Origin of the sequence: Blautia sp. aa_0143, from assembly GCF_004167315.1 — a bacterium.
GTDB classification, from domain to species: Bacteria; Bacillota; Clostridia; order Lachnospirales; family Lachnospiraceae; genus Blautia_A; species Blautia_A fusiformis.
This window is the reverse complement of the sequence record NZ_RCXU01000004.1, coordinates 110,390-130,923: the sequence shown is the minus strand read 5'-3', so window position 1 is coordinate 130,923 and position 20,534 is coordinate 110,390. Positions and strand designations below refer to the sequence as shown.

The 20,534-nt window shown below is 44.2% G+C and carries 14 protein-coding genes and 2 pseudogenes; 13 read left to right on the top strand and 3 right to left on the bottom strand.

Features of this window, described 5'->3' with window-relative positions:
- Positions 1 to 6: 6 nt before the first annotated feature.
- The 4 genes from EAI83_RS03165 (at position 7) to larE (ending at position 4,342) form a co-directional block, all read left to right on the top strand.
- Positions 7 to 1,611 (top strand): xylulokinase, encoded by a 1,605-nt coding sequence (locus EAI83_RS03165; RefSeq protein WP_129974598.1) that lies wholly within the window; start codon positions 7 to 9, stop codon positions 1,609 to 1,611.
- 91 nt (positions 1,612 to 1,702) lie between these two features.
- Positions 1,703 to 2,065: an inorganic diphosphatase gene (locus tag EAI83_RS03160; RefSeq protein ID WP_243113437.1), complete on the top strand. Its 363-nt coding sequence runs from the start codon at positions 1,703 to 1,705 to the stop codon at positions 2,063 to 2,065.
- A gap of 391 nt (positions 2,066 to 2,456) precedes the next feature.
- Positions 2,457 to 3,257 (top strand): MBL fold metallo-hydrolase, encoded by an 801-nt coding sequence (locus tag EAI83_RS03150; RefSeq protein WP_129974597.1) that lies wholly within the window; start codon positions 2,457 to 2,459, stop codon positions 3,255 to 3,257.
- A gap of 257 nt (positions 3,258 to 3,514) precedes the next feature.
- A complete protein-coding gene (gene larE / locus EAI83_RS03145; RefSeq protein ID WP_129974596.1) occupies positions 3,515 to 4,342 on the top strand; it encodes an ATP-dependent sacrificial sulfur transferase LarE in 828 nt (275 codons plus the stop codon).
- 145 nt (positions 4,343 to 4,487) lie between these two features.
- Here the strand turns inward: larE and EAI83_RS03140 are convergent, their stop codons facing one another.
- Positions 4,488 to 6,452 carry an oleate hydratase gene (locus tag EAI83_RS03140; RefSeq protein WP_129974595.1) on the bottom strand — a complete coding sequence of 655 codons (1,965 nt, stop codon included), beginning with the start codon at positions 6,450 to 6,452 and terminating at the stop codon, positions 4,488 to 4,490.
- A gap of 157 nt (positions 6,453 to 6,609) precedes the next feature.
- Positions 6,610 to 7,194 carry a TetR/AcrR family transcriptional regulator gene (locus tag EAI83_RS03135; RefSeq protein WP_129974594.1) on the bottom strand — a complete coding sequence of 195 codons (585 nt, stop codon included), beginning with the start codon at positions 7,192 to 7,194 and terminating at the stop codon, positions 6,610 to 6,612.
- A gap of 141 nt (positions 7,195 to 7,335) precedes the next feature.
- Here EAI83_RS03135 and EAI83_RS03130 point away from each other — a divergent pair, with 141 nt between their 5' ends.
- The 8 genes and pseudogenes from EAI83_RS03130 to EAI83_RS03095 form a co-directional block, all read left to right on the top strand.
- Positions 7,336 to 8,364 (top strand): sugar ABC transporter substrate-binding protein, encoded by a 1,029-nt coding sequence (locus EAI83_RS03130; RefSeq protein ID WP_022426664.1) that lies wholly within the window; start codon positions 7,336 to 7,338, stop codon positions 8,362 to 8,364.
- Positions 8,342 to 9,850, top strand: a complete 1,509-nt coding sequence (locus EAI83_RS03125; protein ID WP_092070233.1) for a sensor histidine kinase — start codon at positions 8,342 to 8,344, stop codon at positions 9,848 to 9,850. The genes EAI83_RS03130 and EAI83_RS03125 overlap by 23 nt, the downstream gene beginning before the upstream one ends.
- Positions 9,828 to 11,426, top strand: a complete 1,599-nt coding sequence (locus EAI83_RS03120) for a response regulator transcription factor (protein ID WP_129974593.1) — start codon at positions 9,828 to 9,830, stop codon at positions 11,424 to 11,426. The genes EAI83_RS03125 and EAI83_RS03120 overlap by 23 nt, the downstream gene beginning before the upstream one ends.
- A 20-nt stretch (positions 11,427 to 11,446) precedes the next feature.
- Positions 11,447 to 12,511, top strand: a complete 1,065-nt coding sequence (locus tag EAI83_RS03115) for a sugar ABC transporter substrate-binding protein (protein ID WP_044960739.1) — start codon at positions 11,447 to 11,449, stop codon at positions 12,509 to 12,511.
- A 308-nt stretch (positions 12,512 to 12,819) separates the two neighbouring features.
- Positions 12,820 to 13,848: a multiple monosaccharide ABC transporter substrate-binding protein gene (gene chvE, locus EAI83_RS03110; RefSeq protein ID WP_227588556.1), complete on the top strand. Its 1,029-nt coding sequence runs from the start codon at positions 12,820 to 12,822 to the stop codon at positions 13,846 to 13,848.
- Positions 13,849 to 13,933: 85 nt separating this feature from the next.
- Positions 13,934 to 15,472, top strand: a complete 1,539-nt coding sequence (mmsA, locus tag EAI83_RS03105) for a multiple monosaccharide ABC transporter ATP-binding protein (RefSeq protein WP_044960730.1) — start codon at positions 13,934 to 13,936, stop codon at positions 15,470 to 15,472.
- A 4-nt stretch (positions 15,473 to 15,476) separates the two neighbouring features.
- Positions 15,477 to 16,652 (top strand): multiple monosaccharide ABC transporter permease, encoded by a 1,176-nt coding sequence (gene mmsB, locus EAI83_RS03100; RefSeq protein WP_092070224.1) that lies wholly within the window; start codon positions 15,477 to 15,479, stop codon positions 16,650 to 16,652.
- Between the two features lie 389 nt (positions 16,653 to 17,041).
- Positions 17,042 to 18,370, top strand: a pseudogene (locus EAI83_RS03095) (IS1182 family transposase); the annotation flags it as partial.
- Between the two features lie 149 nt (positions 18,371 to 18,519).
- Here the strand turns inward: EAI83_RS03095 and EAI83_RS17990 are convergent.
- Positions 18,520 to 18,747 (bottom strand): annotated as a pseudogene (locus EAI83_RS17990) (IS1634 family transposase); the annotation flags it as partial.
- A 336-nt stretch (positions 18,748 to 19,083) separates the two neighbouring features.
- Here EAI83_RS17990 and nhaC point away from each other — a divergent pair.
- Positions 19,084 to 20,529, top strand: a complete 1,446-nt coding sequence (nhaC, locus tag EAI83_RS03085; RefSeq protein ID WP_015526033.1) for a Na+/H+ antiporter NhaC — start codon at positions 19,084 to 19,086, stop codon at positions 20,527 to 20,529.
- Positions 20,530 to 20,534 lie beyond the last annotated feature (5 nt).

The window sequence follows — 20,534 nt, the reverse complement described above, 5'->3', positions numbered from 1 at the left end:
TTTACAATGGGATTAAATGAGACAAAAACAGCAATTCTTGAGAATCGCACGGCTCTTGGTATTGAGTTTGGTTCCACAAGGATCAAGGCAGTTCTGGTGGACGATAAGAACCAGCCCATCGCATCCGGAGCCTATGAATGGGAGAACCAGTATGTGGATGGTATCTGGACATACAGCCTGGAGGAGATTTGGAAAGGTCTCCAGGGCAGTTACCAGGATATGGCAGAAGATGTTCAGAAAAAATATGGAGTGGAGCTTACAAGCGTAGGTGCGTTTGGTGTCAGTGCCATGATGCATGGCTATATGCCGTTTAATAAAGAGGGAGAGCTGATGGTCCCGTTCCGTACCTGGAGAAACAACATCACAGGAGAAGCCTCTGAGAAGCTGGCAGAGCTTTTCCATTACAATATCCCTCAGAGATGGAGCATCGCACACCTGTATCAGGCGATCCTTAACGGTGAGGAGCATGTAAAAGATATCGATTATATCACCACTCTGGAAGCCTATGTGCACTGGAAACTCACCGGAAAAAGAGTCCTTGGTATCGGTGATGCGGCAGGTATGTTCCCGATCGACAGTGAAACGAAGGACTATAACGAGGAGATGGTTCAGAAGTTCGATGAACTGGTTGCGCCTTATGGTTTCCCATGGAAGCTTCGCGATATTATGCCGAAAGCTCTGGTGGCAGGTCAGGATGCAGGAGTTCTTACTGAGGAAGGCGCAAAGCTTCTGGATGTAAGTGGAAAGCTGAAAGCTGGAATCCCGATGTGTCCGCCTGAGGGAGACGCAGGAACCGGTATGGTTGCCACAAACAGTGTCCGCCGGCGTACCGGAAATGTTTCCGCGGGAACATCTGTATTTGCCATGATCGTTCTGGAAAAGGCTCTTTCCAAGCCGTATAAAGAGATCGACATGGTCACCACTCCGGCAGGAGATCCGGTTGCCATGGCACATTCCAACAACTGTACTTCGGATCTGAACGCATGGGTAAATGTGTTTAAGGAATTTGCAGAAGCTATGGGCATGGAAGTAGATATGAACAAACTGTTCGGAACTCTTTATAACAAAGCCATGGAAGGCGACCCGGACTGTGGCGGACTTCTTTCCTACTGCTATTTCTCCGGCGAGCATATGACCGGCTTTGAAGAGGGACGTCCACTGTTTGTACGTTCTTCTGAGAGCAAATTTACACTGGCAAACTTTATGCGAAATAATCTTTACACCTGCCTCGGCGCCATGCGTGTAGGTCTGGATATCCTTCTGAATCAGGAGCATGTAAAGATTGATAAGCTTCTGGGCCACGGCGGCCTCTTTAAGACAAAGGGTGTCGGCCAGCAGATCCTTGCAGATGCGGTAGATGCACCGGTATCCGTAATGTCTACAGCAGGAGAAGGCGGAGCCTGGGGAATCGCACTTCTGGCTTCCTATCTGATCAACAAAAAAGATGGTGAAGACCTTGCAGACTTCCTGGATGAGAATGTCTTCAAAGGAAACGAAGGCAGCACACTTGCGCCGGAAGCTGAAGGTGTGAAAGGATTCAACGCATTTATGGATCGCTATATGAAAGGTCTTGGCATTGAGCGTGCGGCTGTAGAGTCTGAGATCTGGTAAAACGAAGAATGGATTGAAATAAAAATCTTCGATTTACTGGCATAATAGAAAAATCCGTTAATTTCTTGTATGTGCTTAAAGAGGAATATAAATGAAGCAGATGGTTTATGAGAATAAGAAACCGACTCCGGGCCAGCTTGTGCATATCATGATCGACCGCCCAATGAACAGTTATCATCCGGAACACAAAGAGCTTTTTTACCCGGTAAATTACGGTTACATCGAAGGAATCATCGCTCCGGACGGAGAGGAACAGGACGTCTATGTTTTGTGTATCGATCACCCGGTAAAAGAATTTACAGGAAAAGTGATTGCCATCATCCATCGTCTCAATGATGTGGAAGACAAATGGGTGGCAGTGCCGGAAGATATGACTATGACAGCACAGGAGATCATGGAACAGGTTCAGTTTCAGGAGCAGTATTTTGAGACAGAGATAGAGATGCTGGAATAACAAAAATATAAAACAGGAGCAGACATGGTACGCCATGTGACTGCTCCTGTTTTTGTACAGGATCCATATATTATATATTTCTGTTATCTGCGATGCAGATAAACTGGATGACAGAGGATGCAAGGGAGCACCGGACTGGATTCTGTGAAAACAGAAATATATGAAGATTTGTGGATGGATTTTTCTGCTATGAAAATGAATGGATCTTATTGAAAATATTTCTTCATAATGTTATCATTGGACACGAAAAACACAGAAAAAATAAGAAAAAAAATTAAACGGTTGTATATGTGTCTGTAATATGACCAGAGACAGCCGGTCAGAGTGTCAGAGAGCAGAATGGTGGGTGGCTGAATGTTTGATGACCAGGGCTATACAGGAGGAGAACAGAATGAAATTAACCATGCTTGGAACAGGTAACGCACTGGTAACAGAGTGCTACAATACATGTTTTGTGCTCAGCGATGAGTACGGCCATTTTCTGGTTGACGGAGGCGGCGGAAATACGGTGCTTTCCCAGCTGAAGAAGGCTGGCGTTGATCTGATGGATGTTCATGAGATCTTTGTTACACATAAGCACGTAGACCATATCATGGGGATCGTGTGGGTGATCCGCATCATTTGCCAGAACATGAAAAAAGGCACTTATCAGGGCGAGGCAAACATCTATGCTCATGATGAAGTGATCGGACTTCTCAAAGACATGGCATTTAAGCTTCTGAATAAGAAGGAGACACAGTACATCGGTGACAGACTTCATCTGATCGAGGTAAAAGACGGCGAGAAAAAAACAATTCTTAATAAGAAAGTGACCTTCTTTGATATCGGTTCCACCAAGGCGAAACAGTTCGGTTTCCAGATGATCTACGACGGCGGTAAGGTGCTTACCTGCTGCGGAGACGAGCCATACAATGAATGTGAAGAGAAATACGCAAAAGGCAGCGACTGGATGTTCCACGAAGCATTCTGTCTGTATGGACAGCGTGATATCTTCAATCCATATGAGAAGCATCACTCCACAGTTAAGGATGCCAGTGAGCTGGCTGAGAACCTTGGAGTTAAGAATCTTGTCCTGTATCACACAGAGGATAAGAACATTAAGAAACGTAAAGAGCTTTACGGAGCAGAAGGCAGAGAGTATTATCACGGAAATCTGTTTGTTCCGGATGATCTTGATGTGATCGAAATGTAATAACTGTAAAAAGAAAGACTGGAAGTATGGCATATGCTGTATTTCCGGTCTTATTATATTTGGAAACAGAGAGGATACTAATAAATTTCATAGTACATCTGTCAGGTAGAAAAATACTTGTATGGCAAAAAGGTATCGTTTACAATAAAGAATACACACATAGCATTGCAAGAGCATGTCAATAAGAACAGATCTGAAAATTACAGATTCGGATCCGGCAAAAATAAGATTTTACAAATTACGAGGTGACAGAACATATGCCAGCAACAGATAACATCACACTTGAAAAAAAATACAGAAAACTCCAGGAAATCCTCCGTTCCCTTGGAAGTGTAGCCGTAGCTTTTTCCGGTGGAGTGGACTCCACATTTTTGCTGAAAGCTGCACAGGAAACACTTGGTGACAAAGCTATGGCCATTACCGCATGTCCATGCTCTTTCACCGACAGAGAACTGAAAGAAACGCAAGATTTCTGCCAGGAAAATCACATTTGCCAGGAGATATGCAAGATCAACGAATTCGACATCCCGGGGTTCCGTCAGAATCCGCCGGACCGCTGCTATATCTGCAAAAAAGCCATCTTTACCAGACTTTGGGAAGCTGCAAAGGCGCGCCATATGAACATGATCGTGGAAGGTTCCAACATGGATGATCTGGGCGACTACCGTCCGGGAAAAAGGGCTATCCAGGAGCTTGGAGTCCGCAGTCCGCTCCAGGAAGCAGGCCTCTATAAAGAAGAGATCCGGGAGCTATCAAAAGACATGAATCTTCCAACCTGGAACAAGCCATCTTTTGCCTGTCTTGCTTCCAGATTTGTATACGGTGAGACCATTACCGAGGAGAAGCTTCACATGGTAGATCAGGCCGAGCAGTTTCTGATGGATCTGGGATTCCATCAGTTCCGTGTTCGCATCCACGGTACCATGGCAAGGATCGAGGTTCCGGAAGAAGAGATCCTGAAAATTGCAGATAATGAAATAAGAACAAAGATCACAGAGAAATTCCGTACATTGGGATTTTCTTACGTGACTCTGGATCTTCAGGGCTTCCGTTCCGGAAGTATGAATGAAACACTGGGAAAATAAGTATCAGAAAATAAAATAATCCCCCGGAAATACCGCGCGAGAAGTATTTCCGGGGGATTGCTGCACGAATAGAACCGGAGGCTCCGTTACTGTGTTCAAATCTTAATTTTCGGATTGAGAATATTTGTCTGGCAGGCTGTATATCTTACATATAATCCTTCAGCACATCATGATCCCGCAGTACTTTCTCAACCACAGTACCCTTCACAACATTCAGAAGTGGTTTCTTCAGTGCATTCAGCGGCCCTGGCAGCTGGATCTCCAGCGGGGATTTTCCGTCCATCAGCTTCACACTGCTGTCCAGAAGCTCACGGATATCGTAAACGCTTCCCCATACTTCCGGAACCCCACGGTCTACACCGAAAAGTCCGTATACAGCCTCCATTGCAGTACGTACGGAATATTCTGTTGTGAATACGGTATCACGAGGAGTTTCCGCAAACTGGCCCAGGAATGCAAAGTTTACACAGCCATCCGGGATAACATCCGGGCGGTCACCTTTGGTACGCGGCATGAAGAAGGCGGTGATGTACGGCATCATGGTCGGAACGCAGACAGCGCTGTTTTCTGCCATATCGTCGATCTGATCTACCGGAACACCCAGGTGGTACAGCCATTCGGCGGTAATTTCCTTACCGGTACAATCCTTCATCGGCTTCTTGATATAATCACCGGGAACATCTGTGAACAATCCGTAAACCCATACACAGACCTTCTTCGGATCCTGTTCCCTGAACTGTCCCTGACGGTTGATGGTCCAGCTTAAGAGCCATTTGGAATCCTGGCAGCTTACGATACCACCGGTAACAACCTTGCCGGTACGTGGGTCACGCTGGCAGATATTGGTGATATAAGGGATAATACGGTCATCCAAAGTGGTGACAGTAGCGGATTCCCAGTTTGTTCTGGAAATGTCTGAGCAGAACTTTTCCGGATGTCCGAAGGAAGGATCCTGAGCTGCGATATTTTTCCACAGAGACCATACACCACTGGTACGGACCTCTGCATCACCGTTTGGTGCATGGTTCTGGTCGCCGTAGATCGTGCCCTCTGTACAGCTTCCGTTAGTGACGAAAACATAATCATTTTCTGTAAGAAGGATGCCCTGCTCCACATCTTTTACCTTGCATTCGATAGCAGTGGCGATCTTTTTACCATCTTTAAAATTAAAGATCACGTTTGTGACCTCAGTATTAAACTGGAAGTCAACACCTGCATCCTCCAGATATTTTTTCATGGGAAGGATCAGGGATTCGTACTGGTTGTACTTGGTGAATTTCAGGGCGCTGAAATCCGGAAGACCTGCAATGTGGTGGATAAAACGCTGGAAGTAAAGCTTCATCTCCAGAGCACTGTGCCAGTTTTCAAATGCGAACATGGTCCTCCAGTACAGCCAGAAGGTGGAATCAAACACTTCATCATCAAATACATCTTCGATGGTTTTATCGTAAAGATCCTCATCCTTTGTCATAAACAGCTTCATGATCTCCATGCAGCCCTTCTGGCTCAGGTTAAATTTTCCGTCGGTATGTGCATCCTGTCCACGGTTGACGGTTGCACGGCAGAGAGAATAGTTCGGGTCGTGCTTGTTCAGCCAGTAGAATTCGTCCAGAACAGAAGCACCCGGTTTTTCAAGAGAAGGAATACTGCGGAAAAGATCCCACAGGCACTCGAAATGGTTTTCCATCTCACGACCGCCACGCATGATATAGCCTCTGGACGGATCAAAGATTCCATCGCAGGCACCGCCGGCAATATCCATGGCTTCCAGGATGTGGATATGATCACCTGGCATCTGTGCGTCTCTTACCAGGAAGCATGCAGCAGCCAGGGAAGCAAGACCGCTTCCTACAATGTAGGCATGCTTGTCGTCCACACCTTCCGGTTTTTCCGGACGGGCAAAGGCTTCGTAGTTACCGTTGGAATAATAAATCCCTTTGCTGTTTTTGTCATGCTTTCCACGCTCGGTGTTGCGGTAGTTTGCAGTAGTTTCTTTCACATGGAGGGTTTCCTCTTCGTTGATCTCTCTTGTTTTTTTCATCAGCATGGCTGCGCCGGCTCCGGCTGCCGCAAGTGCTGCAAGTCCCATGAATCCTTTTTTATCTGACATATGACATCCACCTTTCGTAAATGAGATACCTGTTTGTATCGGATTAACTGTTCTTTGTTGCTGTTGAGGCTATGATAGCCCATCCGGAAAAAAGATTCTATTTACAAAATACCGAAAGTGTTCAGTTTTTTATCATTATGTCTGTTTTGATAAGTTTTTATTCTGTATGCATTTCTGCTGTTTTGTTTCTGGCGGCAAAATTGCGGATGGCGTTGTCGATGCTTCCGTACAGTGCGGTTGCGGTATCATCTGCGATTTCGCGATAATCTTCGCGCATGCCGTTTTTGATCCAGTCCAGCATGATCCCTACAAAGCTGTATTTATACAGATCTGCGATAAAAATTTTCTGTTCATCCGTGATGGGGATATCTTTTGATTTTTCTGTTACCACGCCCATAAGAAGATCGCAGGTAAGCTGGAACAGATAATTCTCGATCTGTTCCCGTCCCACACAGCGGTATACATTTAAGATAAACGGCTTGTTTTCCATCACGGCATCAGAGATCTGCAGAAGCCCTTCATGCCAGGTGGAAGAGGTTTTTTTGCCCTGAAGGGCAATTCTGGCATCTTCCAGACAGCACCACTCCACAAGATCATAGATATCTTTGAAATGATAGTAAAAAGTCATGCGGCTGATCCCGCAGTCCGTAGTCAGGTCGTTGATGGTGATCTTATCTAAAGGCTTCTTAAGAAGCAGATGTTTCAGGGATTCTTCCAGGGCAAGCTTGGTTGCGTTTGTCATGTCTTGCGGCCTCCTTTGGCAAGGTTATAGTTATTAATATAACATGAAAGTGCACAGAAAATCCATGTTAAACAGTGACTTTTCTGTGAGATTATGATAAACTGAGCCTGGAATATTTTGTGGAACAGAACGGAGCGTACTATGAAGAAAAAATCAGTTTGCATCCTGCTGATCTTTGCTGCCGTGATAGTACTTACTTATGTGACAGGAGAATCCTATTACAGAGGAATCAGTGAAAAAGCAGGGTTGGATAAACAGGAAGAGAAAATATATAAATACCAGTACGACATGATCGTGGACAGCCCCGATTCCCAGTTCTGGCAGGCAGTATATGACAGTGCGAAGAAAAAAGCAGCTCCCAATAATGTACTGATTGAGATCATGGGGCCGGACAGAGAAACATCCTATGATAAACTTGATTATATGAATATGAGCATTGCGGCCAAGGCGGATGGTATTATCCTGCAGTATAATGGAGAAGCCGGTCTGGAAGAAGCGATCAATACTGCAGTAAGAAACGGAATACCGGTGGTTACAGTCATGAGTGATGCGGTGCACAGCCGCCGCCAGAGCTTTGTGGGAGTCAGCGATTATCAGCTTGGCATGGCTTACGGGGAAATTGTTGCCAAATACGTGGATGAGAACACGAAGAAGATCCTGATCCTGCAGAAACGGGACATTGATGATATGAACGAAAGTCAGATATACACTCAGATCAGCAATGCGGTGAAGATGGCAGCTGGTTCTGAGGATATTGAGATCAAGGGAAGGAATCTTCTGTCAACAGGAACCTTTGAAACAGAGGAGGCAGTTACTGATATTTTTCAGCAGAAGCGGAATGTTCCGGATATCCTTGTGTGTATGGATGAGGAGACAACGGAGTGTGCAAGACAGGCAATTCTGGATTTCAACCTTGCAGGAAAAGTGAAGATCATTGGTTATTATACATCTGAGGATATTCTGGCGGCAGTTGAAAAAGGTGTTATTTCAGTTACCTGTGATGTGGACACGACCCAGCTGGGACAGTACAGTGTGGAGGCAGTTACCAGCTATATAGAAGATGGAAGAACCAATTCTTTCTACAACGTAGACATTAATTTTCTTGACAGAACAGCAGTGAAGAAGATGAGGAGGGAGGCAGTCACAGATGAAAAAGATCCGTTGGAGTGACTTTTCTCTTGTAAGCAAGATCATGATCGAGGTTGGCGTGCTGGCAGTTTTACTGTTCAGCATCAACATGCTGTTTTATGCGCGGATCAACAACTCCATGCAGGAGATGGATGATGTGTATGCCAGCAATGCCCAGATCACAGAGCTTGGGCAGGTTTTTGACGATGTGCAGGACAGTATGTACCAGTATCTGAAGGTAAAAAACTCTCAGGCACTGATGGATTATTATCAGAATGAGGCGAAATACAGGCAGGAGCTGGAGAAGTTAAATGAACGGAATATTGATGATTCCGTAAAACTTCTGGAGAAGAAGATACGTAAGATGTCGGAATCATATCTTTACTGTACCGCAGGAACTGTAGCTGCCAAGAGAGGCAGGAATGTGGAGAAATATAAGCAGGAATATGATGAAAGTCTGGAGCTTTACAGTTATATCCAGAGTTCTATGGATGAGCTGAACAAGCAGCTTTTTAAAGAAAATTCCCAGACTTATGCAGCTCTCCGGGCGGTTATGAGATATCTGGAGATCAGTAATATGATGATCATGCTTCTGGTGGTGATCTGTGGAATGTTCCTTCTGATCATGGCAACAAGGGAGATGTTCCTGCCGCTGACTAATATGGCAGAAACTGCACAGCTGGTAGGTCAGGGGAATTTTAATGTAAAGATGCCCCCAGCAGATTCCAGGGATGAGCTTGGAACGGTAACAAGAGCCTTTAATACCATGGTGGATAATCTTGGTCTTTACATTGCCAGGACAAAGGCCAGCATGGAAAAAGAACAGCAGATGATAGAGAGGGAGCTTTTGATGGAAACACATCTCAAGGAGGCACAGCTTAAGTATCTCCAGTCTCAGATCAATCCGCATTTCCTTTTTAATTCCCTGAATGCAGGAGTACAGCTTGCAATGATGGAGGATGCAGAAAAAACCAGTATCTTTGTGGAAAAGATGGCAGATTTTTTTCGCTACAATGTAAAGAAGGGTGAGGAAGATGCCACACTGGAGGAAGAACTGGAGGCTGTGGATAATTACATTTATATTCTGAATGTACGGTTTGCCGGGGACATCCATTTTTCAAAAAAAGTGGAATGTGATGTGGAAAATGTACGTGTTCCCAGTATGATCCTGCAGCCGGTTGTGGAAAACGCAGTCAATCATGGAATCCGGAATATAGATTGGGAAGGACATATTGATCTCAGTGTGGAGAAATGGAACGACCATATTGAGATCAGTGTTCGGGATAACGGACTGGGCATGACCGGAGAACAGATACAAAGAGTACTGTCAAAAAAAGTCCACAGCAGTTCAGGCGAGGGTGATTCCACGGGAATCGGAATGAATAATGTGATCAGCCGTCTGGAACTGTATTATGAGCGGGACGGATTAATGGAAATATACAGTGAAGGTGAAGGAATGGGAACAGAGGTAGTGATTAATATTCCTCTGGAGAGGAGCGAAAAAAATGTACAGAATCCTGATTGCTGATGATGAGGGGATCATGCTGGAATCCCTGAAAAATATTATAAGTTCCAACTATGGAAATGAATGTGAGATCCATACAGCCAAGACAGGCCGTGTGGTTGTGGAGGAGGCGGAGAAATATCCGCCGGATATCTGCTTTATGGACATTCAGATGCCGGGCTTAAGTGGAATCCAGGCAATCCGGGAAATTCAGAAATTTAACAGATCTGTGGTCTTTGTGATCATTACAGCCTATGATAAATTTAATTATGCCAGGGAAGCGGTAAATCTTGGAGTTATGGAATTTCTTACCAAGCCGGTAAACAAAAAGGTGATTCTGGAAATATGCTCCAAAGCTATGGAAAAGGTAGATTCCACAAGACAGAAGCGAAGCGATGATCTCCGTATCCGTGAAAAGCTGGAGACAGTTGTACCCATGATCGAAAGCGGATATATCAATAATATTCTTCTGCAGGATGATTTTCAGACATATCAGGATAATTACAGGGAGCTTCTGGATATCCGGGAAGAATATGGATATATGATCGTGGCTGAATTTGGGGATTCCACGGAAAATGGCGTTCTTACCAATGCGGTGGGGGCCAGTGTGAAGGCAAACAAATTTTATTCCACATTCCGGGAAATTGCTCAGGGATTTTTTGAATGTCTGGTAGGACCCATTATGGGAAACCGTATTGTACTGCTTGTTCCATACCGTAATTCCAGGGAGTCCTATGAGGAACGTGTGGAGGTTGTAACAAGAACCAGAAACATGGTACATAAGCTGGAAAGCAGGATCGACAGTAAATTTCGCTGTGGTATCGGCCGGGTGAAGGAGATGGGAAGCACCATGAAAGAATCCTTCAAGGAGGCCATGATCGCACTTCGGGAAAGCACCAGCCATGTGATACATATTGAGGATGTTCCGGCTGCACAGAAATATGACGGCGAATATCCAAGAGATCTGGAACGTCGCTATGAAAAGCGGGTGATGGATAAGGATGTGGCAGGAGCTTTAAGCTGTGCCGAGGAATTTATCCGGTGGATGGAGAAGCAGCCGGGAGTAGATCTGGAGGACATGCGCATCAAGATCCTGGAGCTTGCGATGGGGGTGGAAAAAAAGGCCTTTTTTGCAGGTACCGTGAAATATGCGATCAGCTGCCGCAGAAATTATATTCATGAGATCCAGGAATATACAGATATAGAAGGAATGAAAAAATGGTTCCTGGGCAAAACATCAGAAATCTGCAGTAACATGGAAAGTGCAAGGGAAAAAGAAGCGGTTTCTATTATCGAAAAAGCAAAGTCCTATATTCGGGACAATTACAAAAAAGATATTTCACTGGATGAGGTGTCACGGGAGGTGGATATCAGCCCTTATTATTTCAGCAAGCTTTTTAAGCAGGAGACCGGAGGAAATTTTATCGAGTATCTTACAGAAGTGCGGCTTCGGAATGCAAGAGAACTTCTCAAGGATTCAGGGCTTTCCATCAAGGAGATCTGTGCGGAATCCGGATACAGCGACCCAAATTATTTCAGCAGGATATTCAAAAAATACGAAGGCGTGACACCAAGTGAATTCAGAGAGAGGTTGAGGTAGACAATATGAGCGGGGGGAAAATGATCAGAAAGCTGTTGATCTTGCTGTGTCTGTTGACATTGATGCTGAATGGCTGCGCTTCCGAAAAAACAAAGCAGACAGCTGCACAGGAAAACGATACAGAGGAAGACAGTGGTGAAAAGAAAATTCAGATCGGTCTTACAGTGGATTCTTTTGTTATTGAGAGGTGGATTCGTGACAGGGATGTATTCGTGGCAACAGCAAGGGAGCTGGGAGCGGAAGTGAATGTTCAGGATGCGGGAGCAGATACAAAAGAGCAGATCAGCCAGATTGACTATTTTATCAAGAAGCATATGGACGTGATCGTGATCATTGCCAGAGACTGCAAAGCATTATCTGAGGCTGTGGAGCGTGCCCACAATGCAGGAATCAGGGTGATCTCCTATGACCGCATGGTAAATGATGCGGATACAGACATGTATATTTCCTTTGATAACCGGAAAGTCGGAGAGATCATGGCACAGTCCATGATGGAAGCGATCCCTGATGGCGGAAAGATTTTTATGATCCAGGGCTCTGCTTCAGATAACAATGTGGACATGGTAAAAGAGGGATTTGAAGACACTCTGAAAAACAGTGATCTGAAGGTAGTTTACGAAGCCAACTGTGAGGGCTGGATCGCAGAGCTGGCAGCAGATTATGTGGAGGAAGCACTGGAAGAGTATCCTGATGTAAAGGGAATCATGTGCGGAAATGATGATATTGCCAGCCAGGTGATACAGATTCTTGCGGAAAACCAGCTTGCCGGACAGGTGATCGTGGTAGGCCAGGATGGTGATCTGGCTGCATGTCAGCGTATTGTGGAAGGAACCCAGTACATGACAGCATTTAAATCTATCGAAGATCTGGCACGCCAGGCAGCTGAATATGCGGTGAAGATGGCAGAAGAGGGAAAGATTCCGTCAGATGTGACAGATACCATGAGCGATGGAAGCTATGATATCCCGGCGAAGGTGCTGGAACCGGTTGCCGTTACAAGGGATAATATTGATGAGGTGATCATTGACGGCGGTTTCCACAGACGAGATGAAGTATATCTCAATATAGATTACGATACAGAGTAATGCAGAACAGATTGCATACCGGCATATATGTGGCAGTGAAATTCTGCAAGTAATGTGGCAGTGTATCCATATGCGCAATAATACACAATTATGACAAAAATCAATAGCAGATTTTTGGTGCAAAAATGTCTTGCCTGATGCAGGGCATTTTTCTTTTGCAAAAAAATGTCTCTGTCCTTGCCAACTATGTCCAGACAGTCCTGTGTTATAGTAACATCATCAAAGGAAACGTGATTCCAAAAACAAATAATGAAACGGAGGATTTTACAATGAAAAGAAAAATGGTATCTGCACTTCTTTGCGCAACAATGGTAGCTGGTATGGTGGTAGTTCCGGCAGCAACAGCACAGGCAGCAGACAAGAAACTGATCGGTGTTACCATGCCGACCAAGGATCTCCAGAGATGGAACCAGGATGGCGATAACATGAAGAAAGAGCTGGAGGCAGCAGGATATGAGGTAGACCTTCAGTATGCATCCAATGATGTAAGCACACAGGTTTCCCAGCTTGAGAACCAGGTAGCAAACGGATGTGACCTTCTGGTTGTGGCATCCATCGATGGAAGCAGCCTTGGCGAGCCTCTGAAACAGGCCAAAGAAAAAGGAATTCCGGTTATCTCTTATGACCGTCTTCTTATGAATTCCGATGCAGTAACCTATTATGCAACATTTGATAACTACAAAGTAGGTCAGAAACAGGGCGAGTACCTGGTAGATGCACTGGATCTTGACAATCAGGACGGACCATTCAATATTGAGCTGTTCACAGGAGATCCTGGCGATAACAACTGTAACTTCTTCTTCGGTGGTGCAATGGATGTTCTCCAGAAATACATCGATGACGGTAAGCTGGTAGTAAAATCCGGTCAGACAGAGTTCGAGCAGGTTGCTACAGCTAACTGGGACAGTGCAAAAGCACAGGATAGAATGGATACTATCATCGCAGGTAACTACTCTGACGGAACAAACCTTGACGCAGTTCTCTGCTCCAACGATTCCACAGCCCTTGGTGTTGAGAATGCACTGGCAGCTTCCTACACAGGAGAATATCCGATCATTACTGGTCAGGACTGTGACACACCAAACGTTAAGAACCTTGTAGCCGGAAAACAGGCAATGTCTGTATTCAAAGATACAAGAGCTCTTGCATCTGCAGTAGTAAAAATGGTTGACTCCATCATGAAAGGTGAGGAGCCGGAAGTGAACGATACAAAATCCTATGATAACGGAACCGGTGTCATCCCGACATATCTTTGCGATCCGGTTGTTGTTACAACAGATAACTACAAAGAGATCCTGATCGACTCCGGATACTACACAGAGGATCAGATCAAATAATCAGAATTTTTAAGAAAGAAATTTATCACATGCAGGCGGGGAATATAACCGCCTGCATGAACAGTGGAAAGGGAGGGAAATTGAGTTGGCTAAGATACTTCTGGAAATGAAAAATATCACCAAAACTTTCCCAGGTGTAAAGGCACTGGATAATGTTAATCTCCAGGTCGAGGAAGGCGAGATCCACGCACTGGTAGGTGAAAACGGTGCCGGTAAATCTACATTGATGAATGTATTAAGTGGTATTTATCCGTACGGTTCGTATGAAGGAAATATTATTTATGATGGTGAGATCTGTAAGTTTAACACTATCAAAGACAGTGAACATAAAGGAATTGTAATCATCCACCAGGAACTTGCTCTGATCCCGTACATGACCATCGGGGAGAACATGTATCTGGGTAATGAAAGAGGCAAAAGCTTTTCCATCAACTGGAATGAAACTTATGGAGAAGCAGATAAATATTTGAAAATAGTAGGACTGGAGGAATCCTCCAGAACTTTGATCAAGGATATTGGTGTAGGTAAGCAGCAGTTGGTTGAGATCGCAAAGGCACTTGCAAAGAATGCAAAGCTGCTCATTCTGGATGAGCCTACCGCATCACTGAATGAAGATGACTCCAAAGCTCTTCTGGATCTTCTTCTGAAATTCAAGAAGCAGGGAATGACCTCTATCATCATTTCCCATAAATTAAATGAAATCTCCTATGTAGCAGATAAGATCACAGTTATCCGAGATGGATCTACCATTGAAACACTGGATAAAAAGAAAGACGATTTTTCTGAGCAGAGGATCATTCAGGGAATGGTTGGACGTGAGATGACAGATCGGTTCCCGAAACGTCCAAATGTAAAGATCGGCGATGTTTCCATGGAGATTAAAAACTGGAATGTTTATCATCCGCTGTATACAGAACGTAAGGTGGTAAATAACGTATCCTTTAAAGTACATAAAGGAGAGGTTGTCGGTATTTCAGGACTGATGGGAGCAGGACGTACAGAACTGGCTATGAGTATTTTTGGCAAGAGCTATGGAACTAAAATTTCTGGACAGGTGTTCATGAACGGAAAAGAAGTGAAGCTGAATACAGTTCAGGAAGCCATCGACAACAAGCTTGCTTATGTTACAGAGGATCGAAAAGGAAACGGGCTGATCCTTTCCAAGTCCATAAAGATGAACACTACGCTTGCAAACATGTCTGGTATCAGTAATGGAAAAGTGATCGATACGGATAAAGAATACGCAGTTGCTGAGGAATACAGGAAGAAACTGAAAACCAAGTGTCCGACAGTTGAGCAGAATGTCGGAAACCTGAGCGGTGGTAATCAGCAGAAGGTCCTTCTTGCAAAATGGATGTTTGCAGAGCCGGATATTCTGATCTTGGATGAACCTACAAGAGGTATTGACGTAGGAGCCAAATATGAAATCTACTGTATCATCAATGACCTGGTCGCAGCAGGAAAATCTGTGATCATGATCTCTTCTGAGCTTCCGGAAGTGCTTGGAATGTCAGACAGAATCTATATCATGAACGAGGGCAGATTCGTAGGAGAGGTAAGTGGTGAGGAAGCTACATCTGAGCTGATCATGTCCAGGATCGTGAAGTCAGGTAAAGGAGAGTAAGAAGATGGAGAAAAAGATTAGTTTTTCAGAAATATTAAAAAAATATACCATGGTCATTGTTCTGGTATTTGTTGTGATCATGTTTTCTGTGAACACAAAGGGCGTTATGCTTCTTCCGCAGAATGTAAATAACCTGGTAGCCCAGAATGCATATGTATTTATTCTTGCAACCGGTATGCTGTTCTGTATTTTAACAGGTGGTAACATCGATCTGTCAGTTGGTTCTGTTGTATGCTTTGTTGCTGCTGTCGGTGGTAAGATGATGGTTCTCAACAGTATGAACCCGTATCTCACTATGATCGTGATGCTTCTTGTGGGTATTGCCATTGGTGCATGGCAGGGATTCTGGATCGCTTATGTACGAATTCCTCCATTTATTGTTACTCTGGCAGGTATGCTTGCTTTTCGTGGCCTTTCCAACGTAGTTCTGGAAGGACAGACCCTGGCCCCGATGCCGGATGCTTATCTGGCTCTGTTCAATAACTATATTCCGGACTTCCTTGGTGGAGGTGAAGGATTTAACAGAACATGTTTCGTAGTTGGCATTATTGTCTGCATCGTCTATGTTGCACTTGTTATGAAAAACCGTGCAGACCGTGCAAAAAAAGGCTACAGTGTTGAGTCTTTCGGTGGTGTTGCAGTGAAGATGGTTCTGATCTGTGTAGTTGTTCTTGCATTCATGTTCAGACTTGCTCAGTACAAAGGTATCCCGAATTCTCTTCTCTGGGTTGCAGTGATCATCGCGATCTATACATACATTGCTTCCAAGACTACAACAGGCCGTTATTTCTACGCAGTTGGTGGTAATGAGAAGGCAACAAAGCTTTCCGGTATTGATACGAACAAAGTTTATTTCCTTGCTTACTTGAACATGGGTCTTCTGGCTGCTATCGCAGGTATGGTGACAATGGCCAGATTGAATTCTTCCAACCCGCAGGCTGGTACAAACTTTGAGATGGATGCGATCGGTGCTTGTTTTATTGGTGGTGCTTCTGCTTATGGTGGTACCGGTACAGTTCCTGGTGTTATCATTGGTGCACTTCTGATGGGTGTTCTGAATCTTGGTATGAGTATCATGGGTATTGACCAGAATATCCAGAAGGTTGTTAAAGGTATGGTTCTTCTGGCAGCGGTTATCTTCGATGTTGTCAGCAAGAGAAAATCTTTTATCGTAAAATAATAATAGTCAGCGAATCAGGACAGCAGGTTTTCGGAGTGATCCGGAACCTGCTGTTTTTGGGTGTATATACTGTTGTTTTATGTAAGGTTATTTTGTTACTGTTCACTGGTCAATGTCATTTAGTTAATTTTCAAGGTTAGATCTTATACATGAGGTCTAACCTCTTTTTTAGTTTTTCCCTAAATAGGGGTTGACACTTCAACTCAAATGTGCGGCCGCTCTCACTACTGATTGGTTTTTAGAAGTAGTGAGAGCGGCCCTTGTAGTTAAAGAAGCATCTGCACGATGCAAATACAACTACAAGGAGATTTTTTTATGCTACAAAACCAAATCAAAACCATATTTAAAAGGGCACTGAAAAAGTCTGATTCTAAAAAAGAATTGGGCTTTTTTGTGAAAATTTCGGTCGCCCGGCAAAGGAACCAGAAATGATGTTTAAACTGCTTTTCCTGAAAAAACTGTACGATCTTTCTGACGAAGCCCTGATTAGCAGCGCCCAGACGGACATGGCATATAAATTTTTCCTTGACCTGGAACCAGAAGCAAAAATGATAGATCCCAGTCTTCTCACAAAATTCAGAAAAACTCGTATTACAGAAGATATTCTGGAAGAAATGTTAAAAGAAACCATTCAACAGGCTTTGGATAAAAATCTGATCAAATCGGGAACCATTATCGTTGATTCCACCCATACAATTGCTTCTGTCTGGGCAAAATCTCCAACGCAGATTCTGCGGGATATGAGCAAACAACTTCGGAAAGAGGTTTATAAAACAGCTTTTGAATTATCAGAGCGATTTCCTGAGAAACCCTCTTTGGAAGCAGGACTGGATGAAGAAATTGCCTATACTAGGGAACTACTCCAGGTTCTGGAGGAAGGAATAAAATCCTGTGGAAATAAAAAGATACAGAAACTTTCTCATGAAATGAAAGAACTACTAGAAGATGAGCGGCTCAAAGAGATCCGATCCAAAGATGATAAAGATGCACGGTTTGGACATAAAACGGCAACCAGTACGTTCTATGGATATAAGAATCATCTTGCGATGACTGAAGAACGTCTCATTGCGGGGATCACTGTAACAGATGGAGGAGCACCAGATGGGCAGGAATTACCAAAACTGATAGAAAACGCGAAGGAAAATGGAATAAAAGTTACAGAAGTTATAGGCGATATGGCATATGTCAGTGATGACAATCTGGAAGTCTGCGGAAAAGAGATTACATTGATTGCCAGAACCAATACAGCAGTAGCTGCTGCAGCAAACGGGAACCTTGAGGAAGGTTTCTGCTTTAATAAAGATGCTGGGATGCTGCAGTGTCCTGCCGGAGAGCTTTCCACGCGTGTAGAAAAAAGAACGGCAAAAAATGGGAATACTTATTTAAGATATATATTTAGCAAAGTAACGTGTCGGAAATGTCCCCAAAGAGAAAAATGCCGTGTAGGAAGATCAAACGCTAAAACAAGAAGCTACAGTATCACGCAAGCAAGCGAGAAAAATCTTGAAAGGCTTAAATTTGAAGAAAGCGAATATTTTCAGGAGCGAATGAAGATTCGGCACAGGATAGAAGAAAAGAATGGAGAACTAAAGGAAGCTCACGGTTTGCGTAAAGCAGATTCGAGAGGTTTATTTGCTATGCATCTGCAAATGTATTTTACGGCATTTACAGCAAATGTAAAACGAATAGTAAGATTAGATGAGCTGGCTATGGAGTAAACCATAGCTTTTTATGATTTTCCTAAGTAAAGATTTGAAAATAATATAAAAGAAAAACTTCCACTTAAGAAGAAATGGAAGTTTTTCAGTGCCCTTCAAATACAAGGGGTGTGGCACTTTTATCTGCATACACGAAACATAGTAATGTTTTATCTCCGCTTACTTTTTTTCTGAATTCCTTTCATTTTCCGTTTTGTTATGAATTGATAGTCTGTTCTGAATCCACAGGTTTCGTGGAGATCGTCAGTGATTTTCTGACGTTCATATACCGGCATGAAACCCTGTTCTTCTACATCTGCAAATTTTATGTCTTTTAAAATATGGAGCAATTGTTCTGTAGTATAAGTTCCTTTCAAAGCGCGGTTTAATAACCGGATTTGTATAGGACTGAGTGATATAAAAGGACTCGGAATTTTTTGATTTTGATGTTGTTATACGCACAATAATTACCGCTTCCACTGTTATAGTACATATCACTAAATATTACTATATAATAAAAATAAAAATTTGACAAAAAAATAAGCCTGTTTCAAGGCTTTGCGGTACTTTTTTGAATTTCAATGTGTCAAACTCCCGTGTAACAAGAAAATAAAAAAATATAAAGTTTTAGTTGTTGCCCGTTATCTTTTCTGATATAATAAGTCCAAATCTTAATACTCTGCCGTGATAAAATGTGAAACTGTCACGAAGGAGGCTAAAAGGAGAAACTACAAATGAAAGAAAAGAAAGAACGGGCCAAACGTCTGCCCACTTTTGCGGAATCGATCACACCGATCGTCGCAATGCTCCTGATCCTTACCATCGGAAAAGGCGTATTCGGCTACAGCACAGAGCCGCTTCTGATCATGGTAGCTGCAATCGCAGCATTTATCGCGTTCCGTGTAGGCATTACCTGGGATGAGATGATGGATGAGATCTGCACCAAGATCGCAAAGGGCATGCCTGCCATCCTGATTCTTGTATGTGTTGGCGCTATGGTTGGTACCTGGATGGCATCCGGTACCATTCCGATGATGATTTATTACGGCGTCCAGATCGTAAACCCGAAATTCATGCTGGTTACCGCGTTCCTGATCGAGGCAGTGGTTTCGGTTGTTACCGGTACCTCCTGGGGTTCCGTTGCAACCATGGGTGTTGCCCTGATGGGAATCGCAAGCGCCCTTGGCGTATCCCTTCCGGCTACTGCAGGCGCCTGCATCGCAGGTTCCTACTTTGGTGACAAGATGTCTCCGCTGTCCGATACCACAAACCTGGCTCCGATCGCGGCAGGCAGCACACTGTATGAGCATATCGGACATATGTTCTACACCACTGTCCCAGCAACCATCGTTTCCCTGGTGGTATATGCCATTGTTGGTATGAACGCAGATGTAAGCGCAGATATTACTTCTGACACCGTTACTACTTTATTAAGCCAGCTTTCTTCCATGTACAGCTGGAACCTGCTGATCATCATTCCGGTAGTGATCGTGCTGGGCGGCTCCCTGCTTCAGAAGCCAACCATTCCGGTTATGCTTCTTTCTACTTTTGTAGCAGGCTTGGAGAGTGTCTTCATTCAGCACGTAGCGTTAGGAGATGTGTTAAAGGCAACCGTAAACGGTTTTGATGTATCCATGATCCACCGTGCAGGATTTGACACCGAGACCTGTTCCGAGGCCGTAACCAAGCTGTTAAACCGCGGCGGTATGAACGGCATTATGAGCACCACACTTCTGGTATTCTGCGCATTCTGCTTCGCAGGTATCATGAGCCGGGCTGGCTGTCTGGATGTGGTACTCCAGAAGATCTTAAGCGTGGCAAAGAGTACCGGTGCGCTGATCACCGCAACCGTTGCAGCCTGCATTACCATGGCACTGACCACCGGTAACTCTTACCTTGCCATTCTGATTCCGGGCGAGATGTTCCGTGACGCTTACAAAGAGCGCGGGCTTGCGGCAAAGAACCTGTCCAGAACCCTTGAGGATGCCGGTACCGTAGTTGTACCGCTGATCCCGTGGTCCGCAGCAGGTGCTTACATGGCTTCCACCCTTGGCGTAGAGACTTTGGATTACCTTCCATGGGCAATCCTGTGCTACACCGGCTGGATTTTTGCAATCATCTGGGGCTTTACCGGATTTGGTATTGCCAAGCTCGATGATGAGAAGAAAAAGGAGAACTAAATACG